At 51.5% G+C, this 18621-nt stretch carries 10 protein-coding genes; all 10 read right to left on the bottom strand.

Going from position 1 to position 18621, the window contains the following annotated elements:
- Positions 1-13 precede the first annotated feature (13 nt).
- Entirely contained in the window at positions 14-4813 is a 4800-nt protein-coding gene (locus FHS17_RS14705) for a X2-like carbohydrate binding domain-containing protein (protein WP_167279160.1), read from the bottom strand.
- A gap of 206 nt (positions 4814-5019) precedes the next feature.
- Positions 5020-6690, bottom strand: a complete 1671-nt coding sequence (locus FHS17_RS14700) for a right-handed parallel beta-helix repeat-containing protein (RefSeq protein ID WP_167279159.1) — start codon at positions 6688-6690, stop codon at positions 5020-5022.
- Between the two features lie 96 nt (positions 6691-6786).
- Positions 6787-8430: an extracellular solute-binding protein gene (locus FHS17_RS14695; protein ID WP_167279158.1), complete on the bottom strand. Its 1644-nt coding sequence runs from the start codon at positions 8428-8430 to the stop codon at positions 6787-6789.
- A gap of 133 nt (positions 8431-8563) precedes the next feature.
- Entirely contained in the window at positions 8564-9472 is a 909-nt protein-coding gene (locus FHS17_RS14690) for a carbohydrate ABC transporter permease (protein WP_167279157.1), read from the bottom strand.
- A gap of 17 nt (positions 9473-9489) precedes the next feature.
- Positions 9490-10425, bottom strand: a complete 936-nt coding sequence (locus FHS17_RS14685; protein ID WP_167279512.1) for an ABC transporter permease subunit — start codon at positions 10423-10425, stop codon at positions 9490-9492.
- 376 nt (positions 10426-10801) lie between these two features.
- Entirely contained in the window at positions 10802-12460 is a 1659-nt protein-coding gene (locus tag FHS17_RS14680; protein WP_167279156.1) for an extracellular solute-binding protein, read from the bottom strand.
- 31 nt (positions 12461-12491) lie between these two features.
- Positions 12492-14798: a helix-turn-helix domain-containing protein gene (locus tag FHS17_RS14675; RefSeq protein WP_167279155.1), complete on the bottom strand. Its 2307-nt coding sequence runs from the start codon at positions 14796-14798 to the stop codon at positions 12492-12494.
- 208 nt (positions 14799-15006) lie between these two features.
- Entirely contained in the window at positions 15007-15786 is a 780-nt protein-coding gene (locus FHS17_RS14670) for an SDR family NAD(P)-dependent oxidoreductase (protein ID WP_243865361.1), read from the bottom strand.
- Positions 15787-16034: 248 nt separating this feature from the next.
- Complete coding sequence (gene thrC, locus FHS17_RS14665) at positions 16035-17435, bottom strand: threonine synthase (RefSeq protein ID WP_167279154.1); 1401 nt, start codon at positions 17433-17435, stop codon at positions 16035-16037.
- Between the two features lie 111 nt (positions 17436-17546).
- Positions 17547-18599 carry an undecaprenyldiphospho-muramoylpentapeptide beta-N-acetylglucosaminyltransferase gene (locus FHS17_RS14660; protein WP_167279510.1) on the bottom strand — a complete coding sequence of 351 codons (1053 nt, stop codon included), beginning with the start codon at positions 18597-18599 and terminating at the stop codon, positions 17547-17549.
- Positions 18600-18621 lie beyond the last annotated feature (22 nt).

Genomic DNA, 18621 nt, shown 5'->3' with positions numbered 1-18621 from the left:
CTTCACTGTCTCGTTACTCGATCCATTGTTCGCCGCCGCCAGTCCGAGCCTTGAACGCGTGTTTCGTCGTCGCTTCGACGATATCGCCGTACGCCCAGTGGCTTGGCTGCACGTCCTTCCAAGGGGACGTCTTTACGCCTTCAAGCGGCCCTCTGCCGAGGATCCGGTTAATGATGGTCACCGCTTCGGCGCGAGTCAGCACTTTATTCGGCTTAAATGTACCGTCTGCATATCCCTTCATGATGCCTGCAGCCTGCACGGCCTGAATATGCGCCTTCGCCCATGAGCCTTCAATGTCCGCAAAGCCTTTGCCTTCGCCTACAGGCTTTTCTATAAGCAGTGATGCCAGCTTCGCCATTTCGGCGCGGGTAACCAATCGTTCCGGTCCGAATCTGCCGTAGCCGTAGCCTTGCATCAGGCCCATCTTCGTCACAGCTTCGATTGCCTTTTTAGCCCAATGGGAAGAGCCCACGTCGCTGTAAACAAGCGCCGTTTCACTCGCATCAAGCTCAATTACCCTTGATAGAATCGCTGCGATCTCGGCACGAGTGATGTTGTTATTCGGCCTGAAGGAGCCATCGTCGTAACCATTCATATAGGCCGTATGTTGTTCAGTAGAGGACGGCGTTCCCGGATTGCCGGAGTTATCAGGCGTTGGGGTTGGCGTCACGGTATCCGCTTTGACGCTGAAGTCGAGGCCGTCCACAAGCATTTCGGCGCCCGATTTTTTAACCACCTTAACGGTATGAACGCTGTTGCTAAGCCCGGACAGACTGTACACGCTCTGTTTCGTCAACCGGCTTGCATGGTAGGTATCCACAGTCGTCTTCCTCTCACCGTCCACGTACACATCGATCTCACCTTGCGAAGGCCCCTTTGGCATGATCAATTCCAGCCCGGTTCCCTTAAAGGCATACTCGTAATAATCACCGTCGTTCATCGTGTAATGCACATCGTTGTGACGGTCGCCTCCGAAGGAAAATGTCAAGCTGACCGAGCCGCTCGGCCGAGCCGCCAAATATTCCTTCTTGATCGTGACCTGACTGCCCGACATCGTATAATCAACTCCCGCTGTCAAGGCCACTCCACCGTTCGCAATACCGATCAGGTTACTGCCGTCCACAACAAGTGTCGTCGTTATATCAGCAGCACCAGCCTTATCGAAGCTAGCTGAATCCGGGCCTAATAAATCGGCTGTCTTCACCTTGAATTGATCCAGCAGCATGTAGTAGCCCGATTTCTTGATCGCTTTAATCGTGTGCGTGCCTTCGGTCAGCCCATTAATGCTATATACAGACTGAAGAACCTGCTTGCTTTCATTGTAAGTACTGATCGTTTGCTTGAACTCGCCGTCAATATAAATATCCATATCGCCTTGCGACGGATCCTTCTCCGTAATCAGTTCAATGCCCGTTCCGAAGAACGAATATTCCAAGTAGTCATTGTCTTTCTCGGTGTATTGTACATCGTCCTTGTAATCGCCAAGGCCTCTGTTCCGACTGCTCTGCCAAGCACCTTTATAAGAAATACCAGTATCGTCGTTATTTACTGCGACATAACGGCCTCTGTCCGAATCGCTCACGGTGACCGCCAGCGTCTGCGGCACCCCATCACTGAACGTCAAGGTCAGGTTCGTCATCCCATTCGGCTGCTGCGCGAGATATTCTTTCTTGATAGTCACAACGTTGCCGAAAAATGTATAGTCGACGCCTTCCGTCAGATCAGCGGCCCCATTAGACACGCCAGTCAGGCTATTGCCGTTGAGTGCGATCGCGGTTGCTACGTCTGCCTGCAAGGAAGTCTTCTTGTCAAAGCTGCGCTGCGACGGCGTAATCGAGCTGTTCTTCGGCGTCGAGTCGCTCACTGTAATCGAGAGCTTCTGCGAAGCGCCTCGGTCGAAGACGAAGGTCAGGCTTGTGACGCCAACCGGCTGTGCTGCTAAATAATCCTTCTTAAGTGTGACTAGACTATCCGTTACATCGTAGTCGGTGCCTTCCTGTATGAGCGTGGCGCCATTCGAAACGGAGCTAAGCACATTGCCTGCCAAATCCATTGTAACCGTAACATCCGCCTGCGCTTCCTGCTTCTTGTCGAAGCTGCCGCTCGTTGGACTGATCGTGCTGTTCGAAGCCGACGAATCACTGACGACAACGGTCAGTGTCTGCGTCGCGCCTTGAGCGAATGTGAACGAGAGAGCGGTCGTGCCGACCGGCAGAGATGCCAAATATTCCTTCTTCAGCGTAACCTCGTCGTCCGCTGCTGTATAATCGGTATCCTTCGCGAGCGTAGTCGCACCGTTCGTGATCCCGCTGAGACCGCCGCCCGTGCCCGGTGCCTCGATCGTGACGTCTGCTTGCGCACCTTCTGCTTTATCGAAGTTTACGACAGCTGGACTAAACTGATCAGGGACACTTACAACGAACCGGTCGAGCAGCATGAAGATGCCGGATTTTTTGACGGCCTTCAACGTATGCTCGCCATTAGGCAGCCCCGTGATGTTATATACAGGCTGCTGAGCCAGTCGACCGAGGTTTGACGTGCTAACCGTCTGCTTAAACTCACCATCCACGTAAATATCCATGTCGCCCTGCGAAGGGTCAAGCTCCGTTACGTACTCGACTCCCGTTCCCGTGAACGTAAATTCGATGTAGTCCTGGTCATTCTTTTCTGCAAAATGGACGTCATCCATAAAATCGCCTAATCCCCGGTTATAACTCCGATTCCAGGCGCCAGCATAATGAATGTCGGGGTGATCGTTGTTATAGGAAATCGTTCCGCCTGCAGATGTATCCCTGACGACCAACGCAACGCGCTGATTCTCACCGCCGTCGAACTCGAACTTGAGCTCAGACGTGCCCGTCGGCAACGCCGAGAGATAGCTCTTAGGTATAGTGATTTGAGTATCAACCGCCGTATAATCGGTGCCTTCTGTCAGCGGCGTACCGCCCAGGCTTACTCCCGTCAAAACATTACCGTTCGGCGAAACCGTCAGGAGGATGTCACTGCCTACCTTCTTGTCGTAGCTTACTGCGCCCGGCGTCACCCGGCTGTCCCGCGTCGTTGTGTCACTAACGGCTATGGCAAAGCTTTGGGCAGTACCGCCGCTGAAGGCGACGGACAAATTCGTCGTTCCGACTGACCGCGAGGCCAAATAATCCTTCTTAATTGTGATTACATTGTCCTCTACCGTATAGTCAGTGCCTGCCGCTAGTGCAGCTCCACCATTCGTAATGGCGACCAGCGTATTGCCATTCAGCGTCATTGTCGTCTGGACATCCTTCTGCTCAGACTCCTTCTTGTCAAAGCTTGCCGACACCGGGCTGATGGAGCTGTTCTCCGCCTCCGAATCGCTTACACCGATCACGAGGTTCTGCTTGTCAGCGGCCATTTCCTTGCCGCCGTTGCGCGTCCATTCCCCCGTATATTTCATACCGGTATCGTCGTCGTTAACGGCGACCTTACCGTCCAATGCGGTTACCTTCAGAAGGCGCGAGCCATGTGATGCGAGATCAGCCGAGCTGAATCCACTCTCGAACTCGCCGAGCTCCTTATGGCTCCATAGATCACGGACGGAAGCCGGACCTGTGAGACCGATGTCGCTCCAATGAACGGATACCGTCGCTTCCTTGCCTCCAAGATTGAACAAGCCGACCGTATATGTCCCATCACCATTATTGGCATACCACACCTGCTGCTCGGTATCGATCGACACCGGGCGTCCTGGATGTCCTGCCTGATTAACAGCGATCACCTCTTCGTTCGTAAGCAGCTCCAGACCGTAATCGTCCAGCTTGGTCATATCATTACCGATATATAACTGAGCCGACGAAACTGCCCAGAACGACATCGCCGTCTTACGCTCTTCCGGTGTAATACCGTCCATCGAGCCGTTGCCGATGTTGAGTGAATCGAAATCGTTCCAGCCACCCGGGCCGGCATGACGCCAAAACTTCTCCGCTATCGGGAACAGCCGTGAGATATTCGGCCATGCGGTCAGGCCGCCGTTACCGCAATAGCATTCGATATCCCAATCGACACGCCACCCGTTGGCGTACTTTTTCCAGTAATCGATATACTTGATATCGAGCGCCCAGGACAGCTCCAGCCAAATATCATGCGGCTCAAGTGCCTGTGACCAGGCTTTCACGTCATCCCGCGCATCCAAGGACAAGTCACTAATGCCCGAACCCGGCGTGACGCTGTCGAACTTTAAAAAGTCGACGCCCCATTCAGCATAGAGATTGGCGATTGAATCGATGTATTTTTGTGCACACGGGCTGGAGTAATCGATCTTGTAGCCGAAGCCCCAATAGTCTGATCCCTTTGTAGGGTCGCCAATATCCTTCATCGAACAACCGGGAGCATTATAGATGGGGAGATCCTGTTTGTAAGCATCCGGTGACAAGCCCGGAATGCCGTACAGGCCGAACTTCTGCCCGTTCGCATGAACGTAGTCGATGACATCCTGCAGGCCATCGGGGAATAGCGTTGTGCTTGGAATCGGCCGTCCGTATCCATCCATTCCCCCGTTCCACGCCGCATCCACGTTAATATATTCATAGCCGTACGGCTGCAGCTTCACATGCATCGCGTCCGACTGCGCCTTGATCTGCTCTGCAGTAATCCATTGACCGTTGCCGGAGTAGACCTGCATGCTGTAGCTGCTCCAGCCCATATACGGTTTTGCCGCCAATTCCTTCTTGGCTGCCTCTGCCACCCCGCTTCCAGGTGCGACGACACCAACACCGATACCGAACTGCGCCACCAATACGATAATTACCAATAACCGTGTTATCCTCATCCATCCGTTCAATCTTTCATCCCCTTTTCATCTAAAATGGCAATCCGCTTAATTTCCCTCCCTAGGCAAATACCCGTTTACATAATGACAGCGCTTACTTTCAAATCGATAATAGCTGAATGCAGGTCTGCTCCAATAGGTACATTTTTTCATTTTCCGTACAATCCTCCTGCTTCGAGAGGGGCAATCCCCCCTTTCGGCGTACGAATTGCCGCAAATCAGATATAGTGGTTGCATGACAGTGACACTTCGTCACAGCCCAGCAATCGTATCGCTGCTCCGGCTTCCCGAGCCTGCCCGTGAAGAGCGATTCGATTATTCACAAACGTCAGATCCCTCGTGTAACGAGCATCAAGGACGGGTGTAGCCCTCATCTCGAACTGGTTGTCTTCGATCTTAATGTGGGCATGCACAAACGATGGTTCTGTATTCTCGGGAGAAATAGCAATGACAGCATGATCCGCCTCGCCGCACTCAAAGAACGAATTACCCCGAATCGTCAGGTTATTTACACGCCCGGATTCATACCAGCTTCCGGCATCGCCCGCGACAAGCACCGCACTCATTGTGATCCTCTCGAATCGGTTTTCCTCAATCAGTGCCCTCCGGCTAGTCGTAACCAATACACCACGAGTCGGGATGCGGGACATCTGGTTACGGACAATCTCCACCTCGGGTGCCCACGTCACGTTCTCCGCAACGTCGTCAGAACGTATATCCTGCGGCGCGTCCCTATCCAGCTTCACCCGCATGACGCGTGGCTCAAGGAGCTCCGCTTCGGACACAACAGCCTCCGCGAAGCTGGTCAGCGTGCCAGCACGAACAAATGCGATGCGATCTCCTGGAAAAAACGCGGGAAAGCCGTAGGTTTGCGGGTGCATGAATCGAAGCAGCACCTCATCTGCCGCAGGCAGTCCCGCGACACGCATATACGTGCCATGCACATTAATAGCATCGTCATGAGCACCAACGAATCGACTGTCCGCCACGCGGACAACTCCCCGGCAGCCCGATACATGGATGCAATCGGCGAAAGCCGCGACGGTCCGCCCTGTCTCCGGACGCGGAGCCAGCTCCATGCGTTCGAATGATATATCCTCGCTGAATTGGCAGACAAGGCCAAGCCCATGCATGAAATGGACGCCAACATCGCTCCACGCAATCTTGCTGCTCTGGACGATAAACGCGCCGACCTGGTCGCGGATGCCGTCTCTAGCTTGGAACACTCGCCCGACTGACGTCGTAGGCATACACCATGCCTCATAGAACAGCCGAAGCTTCCCTGGCCCTCTCTCCTCGACACGGACCGCCGAGGCCGATAAATTGCCGGTTCGCCAAGTCGTATCCGTCAGCGTGTCGTGCTCCTGCATTGGCCCGTCCCGGAACCGCCATCCCTCGCCGAACCAATATAACGCTCCGCTTACGATTTCATACCGGCTGTCCGGATGAACCGCCATGTCAAGACAATTAACGCCTATCGCCTCCACAGTCATCTCGACAACCGTCGGATAAGCGAAATCCATACGCAAATTACGAATGGCAATCTGTTCGCAGCTGTCGATTACGATCATCGTCTGTTTGCCATGGAAGACGAACAAGGAACCATTTCCATCCAGCATCATGTTCCGTATGCCATGCAGCAAGATTCCGATCGTCCTTGTAACGTCAGGGTTCTCCTCTTCACTGGCTGTATTTGAAATGTAGTACTTTGCTCTGGCCGCCTGCTCAGGGTAAAAATCATACAGTCCCTGCTCGCAAGCGAGTACAACGGGGCCTTCAATAACAGAAGCTGCTTCAAGCGCACCGCGCATCGCCGCTGCTGCGTCCTCTCCCGAATTCGGTCTGCCCCCGAAATCAGCCAATCGGATTATCGTAGGAGAAATGTCCATTCGATCCCACCTCGCTTGTCGTTCTGCTCTGCCTGCAATAGAATCGGACGCTTCACAAAGAAGCGTCCGATTCTGTTGTTCCTATGGTTACGCCGTTTACTTTGCCGAAGCGTCGTAAGCAGCTTGCAAAATTTCGAGGTAGCGATCAAGCTTGAGGTTTTTCAAGCCCTCTACATAGCTATCCCAGTCTTTGTCCAGATCCTTGTTACCTGTAACGAATTGAAGCGCATTCTGTTCGATGTAGTCGCGGATGTTCGTCTGCAGCATGCTCATTTCATCGCTTTGTGCAGGGTCAACCCAGATCGACCAGAACGGGAACAGCTCCTTCGGCTCGCTGCCTTCGTACAGCTTCGTCGCTTCATACAGCCTGCGTTCATAGTTTGCTGAATCATAGATGTCCTCTCCTTGCACCCAGCTGTCTCGGTACTCCTTCGGCATGTAGAAGTGACCCATGCCGGACCAGCCTGCGTTCCGAGGCTTTTCACCCTCTTTGCTCGGAATCGTTTTGACCATCGGCTTAACGTCTTCACCAAGTGCCTTGTCGCCAGGTGCCGGGTCTTCCCAATCAATGCCTTTCATTCCGGAGCCTGCATTGGTCTGTCCTTCCGGCGTGTACATGTAGTCCACGAGCTTAATGAGTGCGATCTGCTCCTCTTCACTCGCCTTGTTCGTGATTACGAATTTACCGCCTGGAGAGACTCCTCCATTGTCATGTGTACCGAAGGCACCGTTTGGCCCTTTCAGAGGTGGTACCGGATTATATTTTGCAGAACGAGGTCCTCCCAGATCGATGAAGATAGCCGGGTGCATGCCAGCGCCAGCGCCCAAGATTTCAGCGTCAGCATTTTCGCCGATTTTTTTGAATGCTTCCGCGTTTTGCGTGAATGCGCCTGGATCAATCAATCCTTCATCATACAAGGATTTAACGTAAGTAAGCCCTTCCTTCCATTCGGGCTTAATCGCCGCAGATTCCACTTTACCGCCTGACATATTCAAATAGTTACGGTCATCATCGTAGACGAATCCGTTCATCAGGAATGGAAGTACGCGTACGCCAAATTCCTCAGTAGAACCGCTCAGCGCCACTTCGTCCGCTGCGCCATTGCCGTTAGGGTCTTGTGTCTTAAACGCTTTCAGGACATTTTTGAATTCCTCCGGCGTTGTTGGCATATCTAGGTTCAACTTTTTCAGCCATTCGCTATTAATCCACATTTTGCTTGGATAGGAGCAGTGGAAACATTGTGTATAGGCAACAAGCCCGTAAATTTTGCCGTCCGGTGCCGTATTCAGCGTCTTGAGATCCGAATTAGACTCCATGGCTGCCTTAATGTTCGGCGCGTACTTGTCGATAAGATCGTTTAAAGGTACAATGACACCCTGCTTGCCGTATTTTAACAAGTCCGCTTGCGAGAACTGATCGATATAATGAGTCAGAATGTAGGCATCCGGATAATCTCCGCTCGCAAGCGAAATTTGGCGTTTCTCCTTGGCACCATCAGAAGGTACCAGCTCGAATTTGAATTTAATGTTGAACTTATCCTCCACAAACTGCGTGTACTTATTCGTTGGCAGGTCGATACCTTGCTCCTGTACAGCGAATACACTGACCTCTAGCGGCTTGGTCGAAGCATTCGTCTCTGACGAATTACCTCCGGACTGACCGTTATTGCTCGAGCAGGCCGACAGCGCCATAGACAGGATGAGTATAATCGACAATAAACTCCAGCTCTTCATTTTCATTTTTTGCTCCCCTTTGCATAGTAACCGTAGTTGTGAAGCCGAATTCTTTGGGCTTGCAGCATCAAACATTGTGATGGTTCACATATGGCTACATCGCCCCCACCTCCTTAATGAAATAACCGCCAAACGGCTATCAGCCCTTAACAGAACCAACTAGCATACCCTGCACGAAGTAGCGCTGTACGAACGGATAGATGATCAGGACAGGCAGCGTAGCTACAACGATGAGCGCATATTTGAGCAGCTCCGCTAGCTGCGCCCTCTGCACCTGCACGCTGATATCCATCGCACCAGCACTGTTGTTCTGTATGATGATGCTTCTAAGCACGAGCTGCAGCGGATAAAGATTGTCGGATTTCAAGTAGATCAGCGCGTCGAAGTACGCATTCCACTGCCCAACGGCGTACATGAGGACGAGTACGGCCAATATCGGCTTCGAGAGCGGGATGACGACGCTCGCCAGAAATCGCCAGTCGCTGCACCCATCGATTTCACTTGCTTCAACCAGTTCACTTGGAATCGTCGTTTGAAAGAAGGAGCGCGCGATGATGACCTGCCATACCCAGATCGCATTTGGTATAAGCAGTGCCCAGCGGGAATCTATCATGCCGAGCTCCCTCACAACCAGGTAAGTCGGAATCAGCCCTCCGCCGAACAGCATCGTGAACATAACAATCATGAGAATGCCATTGCGGCCAAAAAACGTCTTGCGCGACAGCGGATAAGCCAGCATGACCGTCATAATGACGCTGATGAGCGTCCCCACCGACATGTAGAAAAGCGAATTGCCATAGCCAGTCATGATGAGCGGCGTTTTCAATATCGTTTGGAAGCCCTTGAACGAGAGGTCTACCGGCCAAAGCCAGACCTTGCCGGATACAACGGCCGCCGGGCTGCTGATCGAGCTGCTGACGATGTAAATAAGCGGATACAAGACGACGACGAGCACGAGGCTCAATATCACGTAGATCGCGAAGACAAAGATGCGGTCGCCGACTGATTCCCGAATTTTTGATTTAGGTGCTGCCATTGATTTTGCCATGTCCCATTCCCCCTTGCTTACCAGATGCTGTTATTCGATATTCGTTTCGCCAAGCTGTTCACCGTGACCAAAAGGATAAGGTTGATGACGGAATTAAGCAGGCCAACTGCCGTGGCAAAGCTGTAGTTGGCGTTCAGAAGACCCATGCTGTACACATAGGTCGCGATGACCTCGGACGTAGGCAAGTTCAGCGAATTTTGAAGCAAATAAATTTTCTCGAAGCCAACTGACATGATGTTGCCGACGTTCAGGATCAGGATAATCGTAATGGTTGGAAGAATACCGGGCAGATCGACATGCCAGATTTTCTGAAAACGTGATGCTCCATCAACCTTGGCTGCCTCATACAGCGTCGGATCGATGCCCGCAAGTGCCGCAAGATAGATGACTGCTGCGTAACCTGCCGTCTGCCAAATATCCGACCATACGTAGATCGACCGAAACATACCCGGCTCGCCCAAGAAGTTAACCGGCTCGAACCCGAAGTATTGGAGCGCAACGTTGATAAAACCAAGCCGTGGTGCCATGAACAGCATGATCATGGACACCATAACGACCGTGGATATGAAATACGGTGCAAATGTGACCATCTGCACGAATCGCTTGAAGCGGCCATTCCCTATCTCATTCAGCATGAGTGCCAGCACGATTGGTATCGGGAAGCCGGCCAGCAGCTGATAGAAGCTTAGAAGCAGCGTATTGCGGATCAGCGTCCAGAAGATCGGATTGTCGAAGAACATCCGGAAATATTTCAATCCGACCCAAGGGCTGCCCCAGATCCCTTTGACGACGTTGTACTCCTTGAATGCCAGCACCGCGTTCGCCATCGGTACATATTTAAAAATAATGAAAAACAGCAGCGGCGGAATGACGAGCAAATATAGCTGCCAATGCGACCGCAAGCTTTTGGCAAACTGCCTGCCATACCCATTCTTCGCATAGACGGGCTTAATGGGTTGATGTTTGGTGGTAGGTTGTTGCAGCAGAACGATCCCTCCTCAAAATGTTGTACCCTGTTGCCTGACGTTGCTTACCCTTGGCATCTGAAGCGTATTGCTTCTTCATGTAACGACTCGATGCCTGCGCTTTGACAGCGCTTTCTATACCCCTGATCATAGGGGAGAGCACTCTCATGCAGGTAGGTACATTTGGGTCGTTTAGCGTACAAATCCTCCATTTTTGAAGGGCCAATTCAGCCGGAAAACGTACCTTTTCCGCATAAACAAAGGGTACCGTCAACATGGAACATGGAAAGAGCTCACACATCAGCCAATATGAAAAATCGCCATAAAAATAGCGGCTCAGGGTGCTATCCCTGAACCGCTATTTTTATGGCGATTTCCTTTTCTCTTTGTTGTAATCATCATACGCCTGCTGCATCAACTCCACATACCGGCCGATCTGCAATTGTTTCAGCCCTTGTACGTACTCGTCCCAATCCTTATTTACATCCAGGTTGCCTGTAATGAACTGCAGTGTGCTTTGTTCGATGTAGTTTTTAAGATTCGTTTGAAGCATAGCCACCTCGTCTGCTTCTTCGGGAGCGATCCATACTGCCCAGTACGGAAACACCTCCTCCGGCTCATGCCCTTCGTAGAGGAGCGATGCCTCATACAGTCTGCGCTCGTAGCCAGTATTTGCGAAAATATCCTTCGCTGCCACCCAGCTGTCACGGTATTCCCTTGGCATGTAAAAATGTGCCATCCCGCTCCAGCCGGAATTTTGTCCGTGCTTGCCCACCTCGTTTGGAATGGCCGCATACTTCGGCTGAACCCCTTCACCCAGCGCAATTTCTCCGGCTTCCGGCTTTCTCCAGCCTGTTCCTTCTAGACCCGACTGTGCGATCGTTTGTCCGTCCGGCGTATAGATGTAGTCAACCATCCGGATTAACGCAATCTGTTCTTCCTCCGTTGCTTTGCTTGTGATGACGAATTTCGCCCCTGGACTAAGGCCGCCTCCAACGAACGACGCATAAGCAGCATGCGGGCCAGCGAGAGGAGGAAGCGGTTCGTAATCAGCGCTGCGCTCACCGTAGACGAATATATCCGGATGCATGGCAGCTGCGGCGCCAAGAATTTCCGCTGCTGCGTTCTCGCCGACTTTTCGAAGCGCTTCCGAGTTTTGCGTGAATGCGCCTGGATCGATTAATCCCTCGTCATATAAAGACTTGATATAAGCAAGCCCTTCCTTCCATTCCGGCTTGTCAACAACCGTATACAGCTTCCCGTCTGCCAAGCCGAGGAAAGTACGGTCATCATGATAAATGAAACCGTTCATTAGGTAAGGAACGATGTGGACGCCGAAGTTCTCGGTCGAGCCGCTGAGCGGCACCTCATCCTGCAGGCTATTGCCGTTCGGATCGCCGAGCTTGAAAGCTTCAAGCATATGTTTGAACTGCTCCGTTGTTGCCGGCGGCTCCAGGTTCATCTGCTTCAGCCATTTGGCGTTGATCCACATTTTGTTTGGATAGGAACAATGAAAGCAATCCGAATAACTAGCGAGGCCGTATATGTTGCCGTCCGGTGCCGTATGCAGCGCCTTTAACGCCGGATCCCGCTCAAGCGCGGCCTTAATATTGGGTGCATACTGCTCAATAAGTTCGTTAAGCGGTATAATGACCCCTTGCTTGCCGTATTTCATTAAGTCGGCCTGTGAGAACTGGTCAATATAGGTAGTTAACCAATACGCGTCAGGATAATCTTCGCCAGCTAGCGAGATTTGCCGCTGCTCCTTAGCCCCTTCCCCCGATACGATCTCCCAGTCGAACTTAACGCCGAATTGCTCCTCGAACAGCTTCGTGAACGTATTCGTCTCCAGATCGATGCCATTCTCCTGCTGGGCAAATATACGAATAGCCAGTGGTGCGGTTGCCTCACCCGTAACGACTTCTCTAACATCCATAACTGCCCCGTCCGTATTTGCACAAGCTGTCAACAGCAGGATGCCTGCCAGGGTGGTAACAACGCTGCTTATGATGTTTTTGATCATAATAAAATCCCCCTTGATCCTTAGCAGCACCTCAAATTTTGATGGACTGCCGGTAAGAGCTTGGCGCGATACCCATTACCCGCTTGAACGCTCTGCGGAAGGAATGAGCACTATTATACCCGACGCGTTCAGCAATTTCGTCCACCGTGTATGCATTCGTCCTTAACAACTCGGATGCATGTTCGATTCTGACCATTTCCAAATAATCTGAAATGTTTGTATCTGTCACTTCCTTGAACAATTGAGAAATATACTTCTCTGGCCTCTCCGAATTTTCTGAGATCCGGTACAGCGTCAGCTCCGGATCCCCATACGACACGGCTATGAACTGTTTAATTTCCTCAACAATTTGGATATGAGCATGACTTTTCTTGCTGCTAATGACACCGCATAGCGCATCGACGATTGCAATAATCTCCTCTTGGATGACAGCTGCCGGATTCGACGCCTGCACACTTACGATCTGATTCTTGAGTGTAAGCTGCAGCTCCGATTCCAGGAATGCCTTCTGATCAAGCAGCTTAAGCAGTGTTCCCTTCAGCTCACCTACCAGCTGCTGCTTCATCTCAATCGACAGCTGGCGGTTATCCGTGTTTTTCTCGATGACGGATTGCACCATACGCCCCGCTTCTTCCCGGTCGCCCGCCCGGATCGTGCTGATCAGGCGCTGCTCAATATCAAGCGGATAATAATACGTAGCCGTCTCCAGGTGCGAGTCTCCAAACCATACGATGCTCTGCTTGTTATCGTAATCAGCATAATCCATCGTCTGCTTCGCCTGCTCAGAAGAATGACTCACCTCGAGCAGTGTTTGAAACAGTTCACCGAAGGATGCAGTAAGATGAATTTTGTAATCCCGGTAGGCAAGCTCTATCAGCTTCTCGAACGTATCCGTAATTATCTCCCGTTCCGTCTTCTCCTCGAATTCGTTCTCCTCACGAGTTGCCGGACAAATCGCTACGATCCGATCTGACCCAAGATCCGTCATAAGAAAGTCACTGCCAAGTTCAAGAAGCATCTGCTTCACGATCAGCCGCGCGGCTGTCAGCTCGTTAAGAATTTCGACACTGTCCATACCGGAGTAGCCGTTAATTCGCAGCATGCCGACGAACCCTTGCTGCGACTGGAAATGTGCGTCTGCTTGCGCAGCAGCCGCGGCAATCTCCTCTCCTGACTGGAACTCACCAGCGATCAACCGTTTCAGGAAGCCGTCACGGACGAGCGGTAGCTGCCGGTTAAGCTCGTTCTCCAAATGCCGGTTGCTTGTAATCATCCTCGAAATGTTCCCCTGCAGGAAATCGAATTCATTCCGCCCCGTTATGCCTTCCTTGCCAAAGTGCTCCTTCATGACACCTAGTAGGCGGTTGATTGGTACGCTATTTCGGTACGCAAGCAGCAAGCCGGCAAGCAAACCGAGCAGAAGGGCAGCACCGGTCACAAGCCATGTCATTGTTCTGATTTGATTCGCATTCTCCATTAGGACGTGGCGCGGAATGCCCGCCTGATATACCCAATCATTCTTGTCTGAGTGAATCGTAATAACGAGGTCGTTGTTGTAGAACTGACTGACTTTGGCCGGGTCGAAGCTAGCGTCCCTGCTTAGCAGAAGTGCTGCCTTTTCATCGATGCCATGCAGACTGACTGTATTTCCCTGCGCATCGCTGATATGGGTCCAACCTCCATACCGCTCCTCAAGTCCGGAGAGCAGACTCGATATATTCTCTTCATCTATGATGACAACTACTGTCGCAGGCGACGTGCCGCTGAAGCTGTCCAGCGGAAGGGACTGCATATACGTCACGACCGAGGTTTGCTTTGTATTGTTAGTAAACGGGCGAAGCGGCATAATTTCACTGCCATGATGCTGATCCAGCACCGTACTTTTCCATTCAGCTAAAGACATATCGTTGTAGCGGAAATTGTCGTAGTAATGCTCCGGCCGGAAATAAGCGGAGCCTTGCGACAAGATGACGTCGTAGTTACTTAAGTAAATAAAATAATTTTGCAGGAAGTCATTCGTCTGGCTGAAAGGCATGACCTGCCTCATCACGTTCCAGATGCCGTACACGTTCTCTTTATCTCCTTCAATCTTCTCGTTCATCAGCGTGTTCAAATCTGGATTCAAAGCCAGCTGCCTCGTGAAGCCTTCGACCTCTGCCATCCTTCTCTCCAATATTTCTTTGCTGCGCTCCAATTGTGTAACGCCATTCTCGATAGAGACAGACTGTGTAACTTCGATGGACGTGCGGTAAGATACGAAGCCGGCAATACTCGGTATGATTAGAATGATTAGGTACGAAACGAGGAATTTGCGAAAAATGGTGGAATGCTTCGTCACAGAATAGCCCCCTCCTGTATTTAAAGCGCTTACATTATAACTTGAAAGACGGTTACTATCTTCGGAAATCGGCTTCCTATCTCTATATAAATAACCACAATTTATGCAAAAAGACAACTGCCATTAGATAGATTCACAGTTGTCTTCATCAAGTTATTCTACTGGATACGAAGCCTCTTCGCTTACCGTCCGGTTCCTTTGTATTTAGTTAGTAGCCGAGCGAGGCGCCGCCTTCGACGGGCAGGGCGACCCCAGTCACGAATGCCGCCTGCTCCGACGCCAAGTAAAGCACCGACTGCGCGACCTCCTCTGAGGTGGCCGGGCGTCCGAGCGGATGCATGTCGCTTAGCGACTTCGCCGCTGCCGCCGGGTCGGCCTGCTCCCTCGTCCACGCCTCGAGCAGCGGCGTAGACACGCCGGCCGGGCAGACGCAATTGACCCGCACGCCATCCGGTGCGAAGTCGAGCGCGAGCGACTTGGTCAGCGCGATCAATCCGCCCTTTGATGCAGCGTAGATGGGATTATTCCGCTGGCCGACAAGTCCGCCAAGCGAAGCCATATTAACAATCGAGCCTTTCGAGAGGCGCAGAAGCGGTATCGCATGCTTAATCATGAAGTAGACGCCCTTCAAATTAACAGCAAGCAATCGGTCGAAATCAGACTCGCTTATCTCCTCAATCGGCTTCAGATGGATAACCGCCGCATTGTTAAATAACACGTCGAGTCTTCCGAACATTTGCCTCGTCCGTTCCATTAACGCAGCGACGGACCTCTCCTGGGATACGTCTGTCTGGACTGCAATCGACCGGGGAATCATGCTGCTAAATTCCGCATTCAACGATGCGGCCACCCGCTGCCCATCCTCTTCGTTCCAATCGGCGATGACAACGAATGCCCCTTCGGCAGCAAACAGACGCGCGCTTGTCTCACCGATTCCCGATCCGCCGCCCGTGACAATGACGATCTTCTCCTTAAACCGCATGGACATTCTTCTCCCTCCCTTCCCAGCAACGCTTATATTTACATCAACTTGTTGTTTTATCCGCAACAATGCAGGACTTCCTCCGTCTATGCTGTAGATATTCTATCATTTATATAGAATTTCGTATTTGATCAGAATTCCATTAAGTTGACGATTAATCCGTTAATTCCAGCGCGATAAAACAAAAAGGGCTGCTCCGAACAATCCGAATGTAACATTCGGTTGCTCGAAGCAGCCCTTTTTCCAACTATCGATTAAGCGTTATAGAACTTCACGATTTCTTGTACGATTGCTTCCTGCGTGCCATCCACAAGCGTCTGACGCTGTGGTTTGTTGAAGAGCGCTTGAATTGGTGCAGGGAACTCCTGCTCAATACCAACCAGCTCGATCGCTTCGTTGAACTTCGCAGGGTGAGCCGTTGCCAGTGAGATGGTCACTGTGTCAGCATCTGCGTATTGATTCGATGCCGCTACACCACATGCGGAGTGCGGATCCAGCAGATAGCCTGTCTCTTTGTTATAAGCAGCAATAGTGTCGAGGCATTCTTGGCCTTGTACGCCATGTGCAGCGAACTCTTCCTGTACCTTACGGAGCGCATCGCCGGATACAACGATTTGCCCATCTGATTTGAAGCCATCCATGATGGAACGGATTTGCTCCGGATTTTCACCCAGTACATAGTAGAGGTAACGTTCAAAGTTGCTGGCAACCTGAATGTCCATCGAAGGGCTGTATGTCGAACGGAAATCGCCCGGCTTGTACACACCTTCCTTGATGAAGCGCTCCAAAATGTTGTTTTCATTAGTCGCCAGAATCAGCTTATCAACCGGCAGACCCATACGTTTCGCCAGGTAGCCTGCGAAGATATCGCCGAAGTTGCCTGTTGGAACGCTAAAGTTCACTTTCGCATCCGAGTTGCCTGTCTGCTTCGCTACTTGGAAGTAGGAATAGAAGTAGTAGACCGTCTGCGCCATGATACGCACGAAGTTGATCGAGTTGATCGCGCACAGATGGTTCGTCGATTTGAATTCCAGATCAGCGAACAGATCTTTAATAATGCGCTGGCAGTCATCGAAGTTGCCTTCAACGGACAGGTTCAGGACGTTGTCCTCTTGAACCGTCGTCATTTGCAGCTCCTGCACTTTACTTACTTTGCCGTTCGGATGCAGAATGCAAATTTTGATGCCTTCTTTACCTTTGACACCCTCAATCGCCGAAGCGCCGGTGTCGCCGGAAGTTGCGCCCAGAATATGAATTTTCTTGTTCTGCTTGCTGGACACATACGTATATAATTGGCCCATGAACTGGAGCGCAATGTCCTTGAATGCAAAGGTAGGACCATGGAACAGTTCCAGCAAATAGAGGCTGTCGCTGAGTTTATGCACCGGCGTTACTTCCGGATGGCGGAACGTCGAATAGCCGTCGTATACCATTTTCTTCAGATCTTCATAAGGAATTTCATCATTCGTATAAAGCGAGAAAATTTCAAGCACCAGCTCTTGATAGCTGAGCTCCTGCCATTCTTTCAGCTTAGCCGCGGAAACGACCGGAATTTCATAAGGTACGAGAAGACCGCCGTCGTCTGCAAGACCCATAAGGAATGCGTCGACAAAGCCGATTTTGCCCACATTACCGCGAGTACTGATATATTCCATTTGTAATTCCCTCCTACTATTGCCTAACCTTTCCCCTATTATAGAAAAAGACCGCCATAACCACAAGACATACTTGCTGGTTAATAGCGGTCATTCGAGTTCATTCGACGATTATTTTGCCGTCTTTTTGATGAGGCCAATGAGCTGGGACAAAGCGTCCTTGTTATCATTTTTCTGCATATTATCAACGTATTTATCTCGGTTCGCATGCAACTCGGTTACGCTGCTCACGAGCGTCTCTGGGGTCATGTTCTCCTCGTAGAGCACTTCGCAGAAGCCTGCCGACTGGAACGAGCGCGCATTCAGAATCTGATCGCCGCGGCTTGCTTCCTTCGTTAGAGGGATAAGCAGCATCGGCTTACGCAGGTACAGGAACTCAAAGATCGAGTTCGATCCTGCACGCGAAATGATCACATCCGACATCGCCAGCAGATCAGGCAGCTCCTCATTCACATACTCGAACTGTTTGTATTGAGGGGACTGCAGGGAAGGCTCAACCTGCCCTTTGCCGCATAGATGGACGATCTGGAATTTCTCTGTCAGCTTGCTGAGCGACGCACGAACCGCCTGATTGATCTTGCGTGCACCAAGGCTGCCGCCCATAATGAGCAGAACCGGCTTGGTGGACACGAAGCCAACAAACTTGCGGCCTTTTGCCGCGTCGCCTTGTTTCAATTGATCGCGGATGACCGCTCCAACGTAATGGGACTTCCCGTCAGGAAGATGCTGCTGCGTCTCCGGAAATGTCGTGCATACCCCCGCCGCGAACGGAATCGCAATCTTATTCGCCAGACCCGGCGTCAGATCGGATTCATGAATCAGGACCGGCACCTTGTTCAGCCTTGCACCAATCACAACGGGAACGGACACGAAGCCACCCTTGGAAAATAGCACGTCGGGCTTTTGTTTTTTTATAATTCGGTACGCCTGGAACGCTCCCTTAATGACTTTGAACGGGTCCTTGACGTTCTGCCAATCCAGATAACGGCGCAGCTTGCCCGTTGCAATACCATGGTAACGCACATTCTGGAGCGGCTCGATGAGCTGCTTCTCAATGCCGGCTTCCGAGCCTATGTAGTCCACCGACCAGCCTTCTTGTATAAAATGGGGGATCAACGCCAGGTTAACCGTTACATGCCCTGCCGATCCGCCGCCTGTAAACATAATTTTACGCACACCGCTCAAC

It is taken from the genome of Paenibacillus lupini (genome assembly GCF_011761355.1).
Taxonomy (GTDB): Bacteria; Bacillota; Bacilli; order Paenibacillales; family Paenibacillaceae; genus Pristimantibacillus; species Pristimantibacillus lupini.
This window is presented reverse-complemented; position numbering and strand designations above follow the sequence as displayed.

Bases quoted from the DNA above. Each gene is read 5' to 3' on its own strand.
- thrC (WP_167279154.1), bottom strand. From the start codon at position 17,435: ATGGAATATATCAGTACTCGCGGTAATGTGGGCAAAATCGGCTTTGTC.
- FHS17_RS14700 (WP_167279159.1), bottom strand. From the start codon at position 6,690: ATGGACATTTCTCCTACGATAATCCGATTGGCTGATTTCGGGGGCAGA.
- FHS17_RS14660 (WP_167279510.1), bottom strand. From the start codon at position 18,599: ATGTTTACAGGCGGCGGATCGGCAGGGCATGTAACGGTTAACCTGGCG.
- FHS17_RS14690 (WP_167279157.1), bottom strand. From the start codon at position 9,472: ATGGCAAAATCAATGGCAGCACCTAAATCAAAAATTCGGGAATCAGTC.
- FHS17_RS14670 (WP_243865361.1), bottom strand. From the start codon at position 15,786: ATGTCCATGCGGTTTAAGGAGAAGATCGTCATTGTCACGGGCGGCGGA.
- FHS17_RS14695 (WP_167279158.1), bottom strand. From the start codon at position 8,430: ATGAAAATGAAGAGCTGGAGTTTATTGTCGATTATACTCATCCTGTCT.
- FHS17_RS14680 (WP_167279156.1), bottom strand. From the start codon at position 12,460: ATGATCAAAAACATCATAAGCAGCGTTGTTACCACCCTGGCAGGCATC.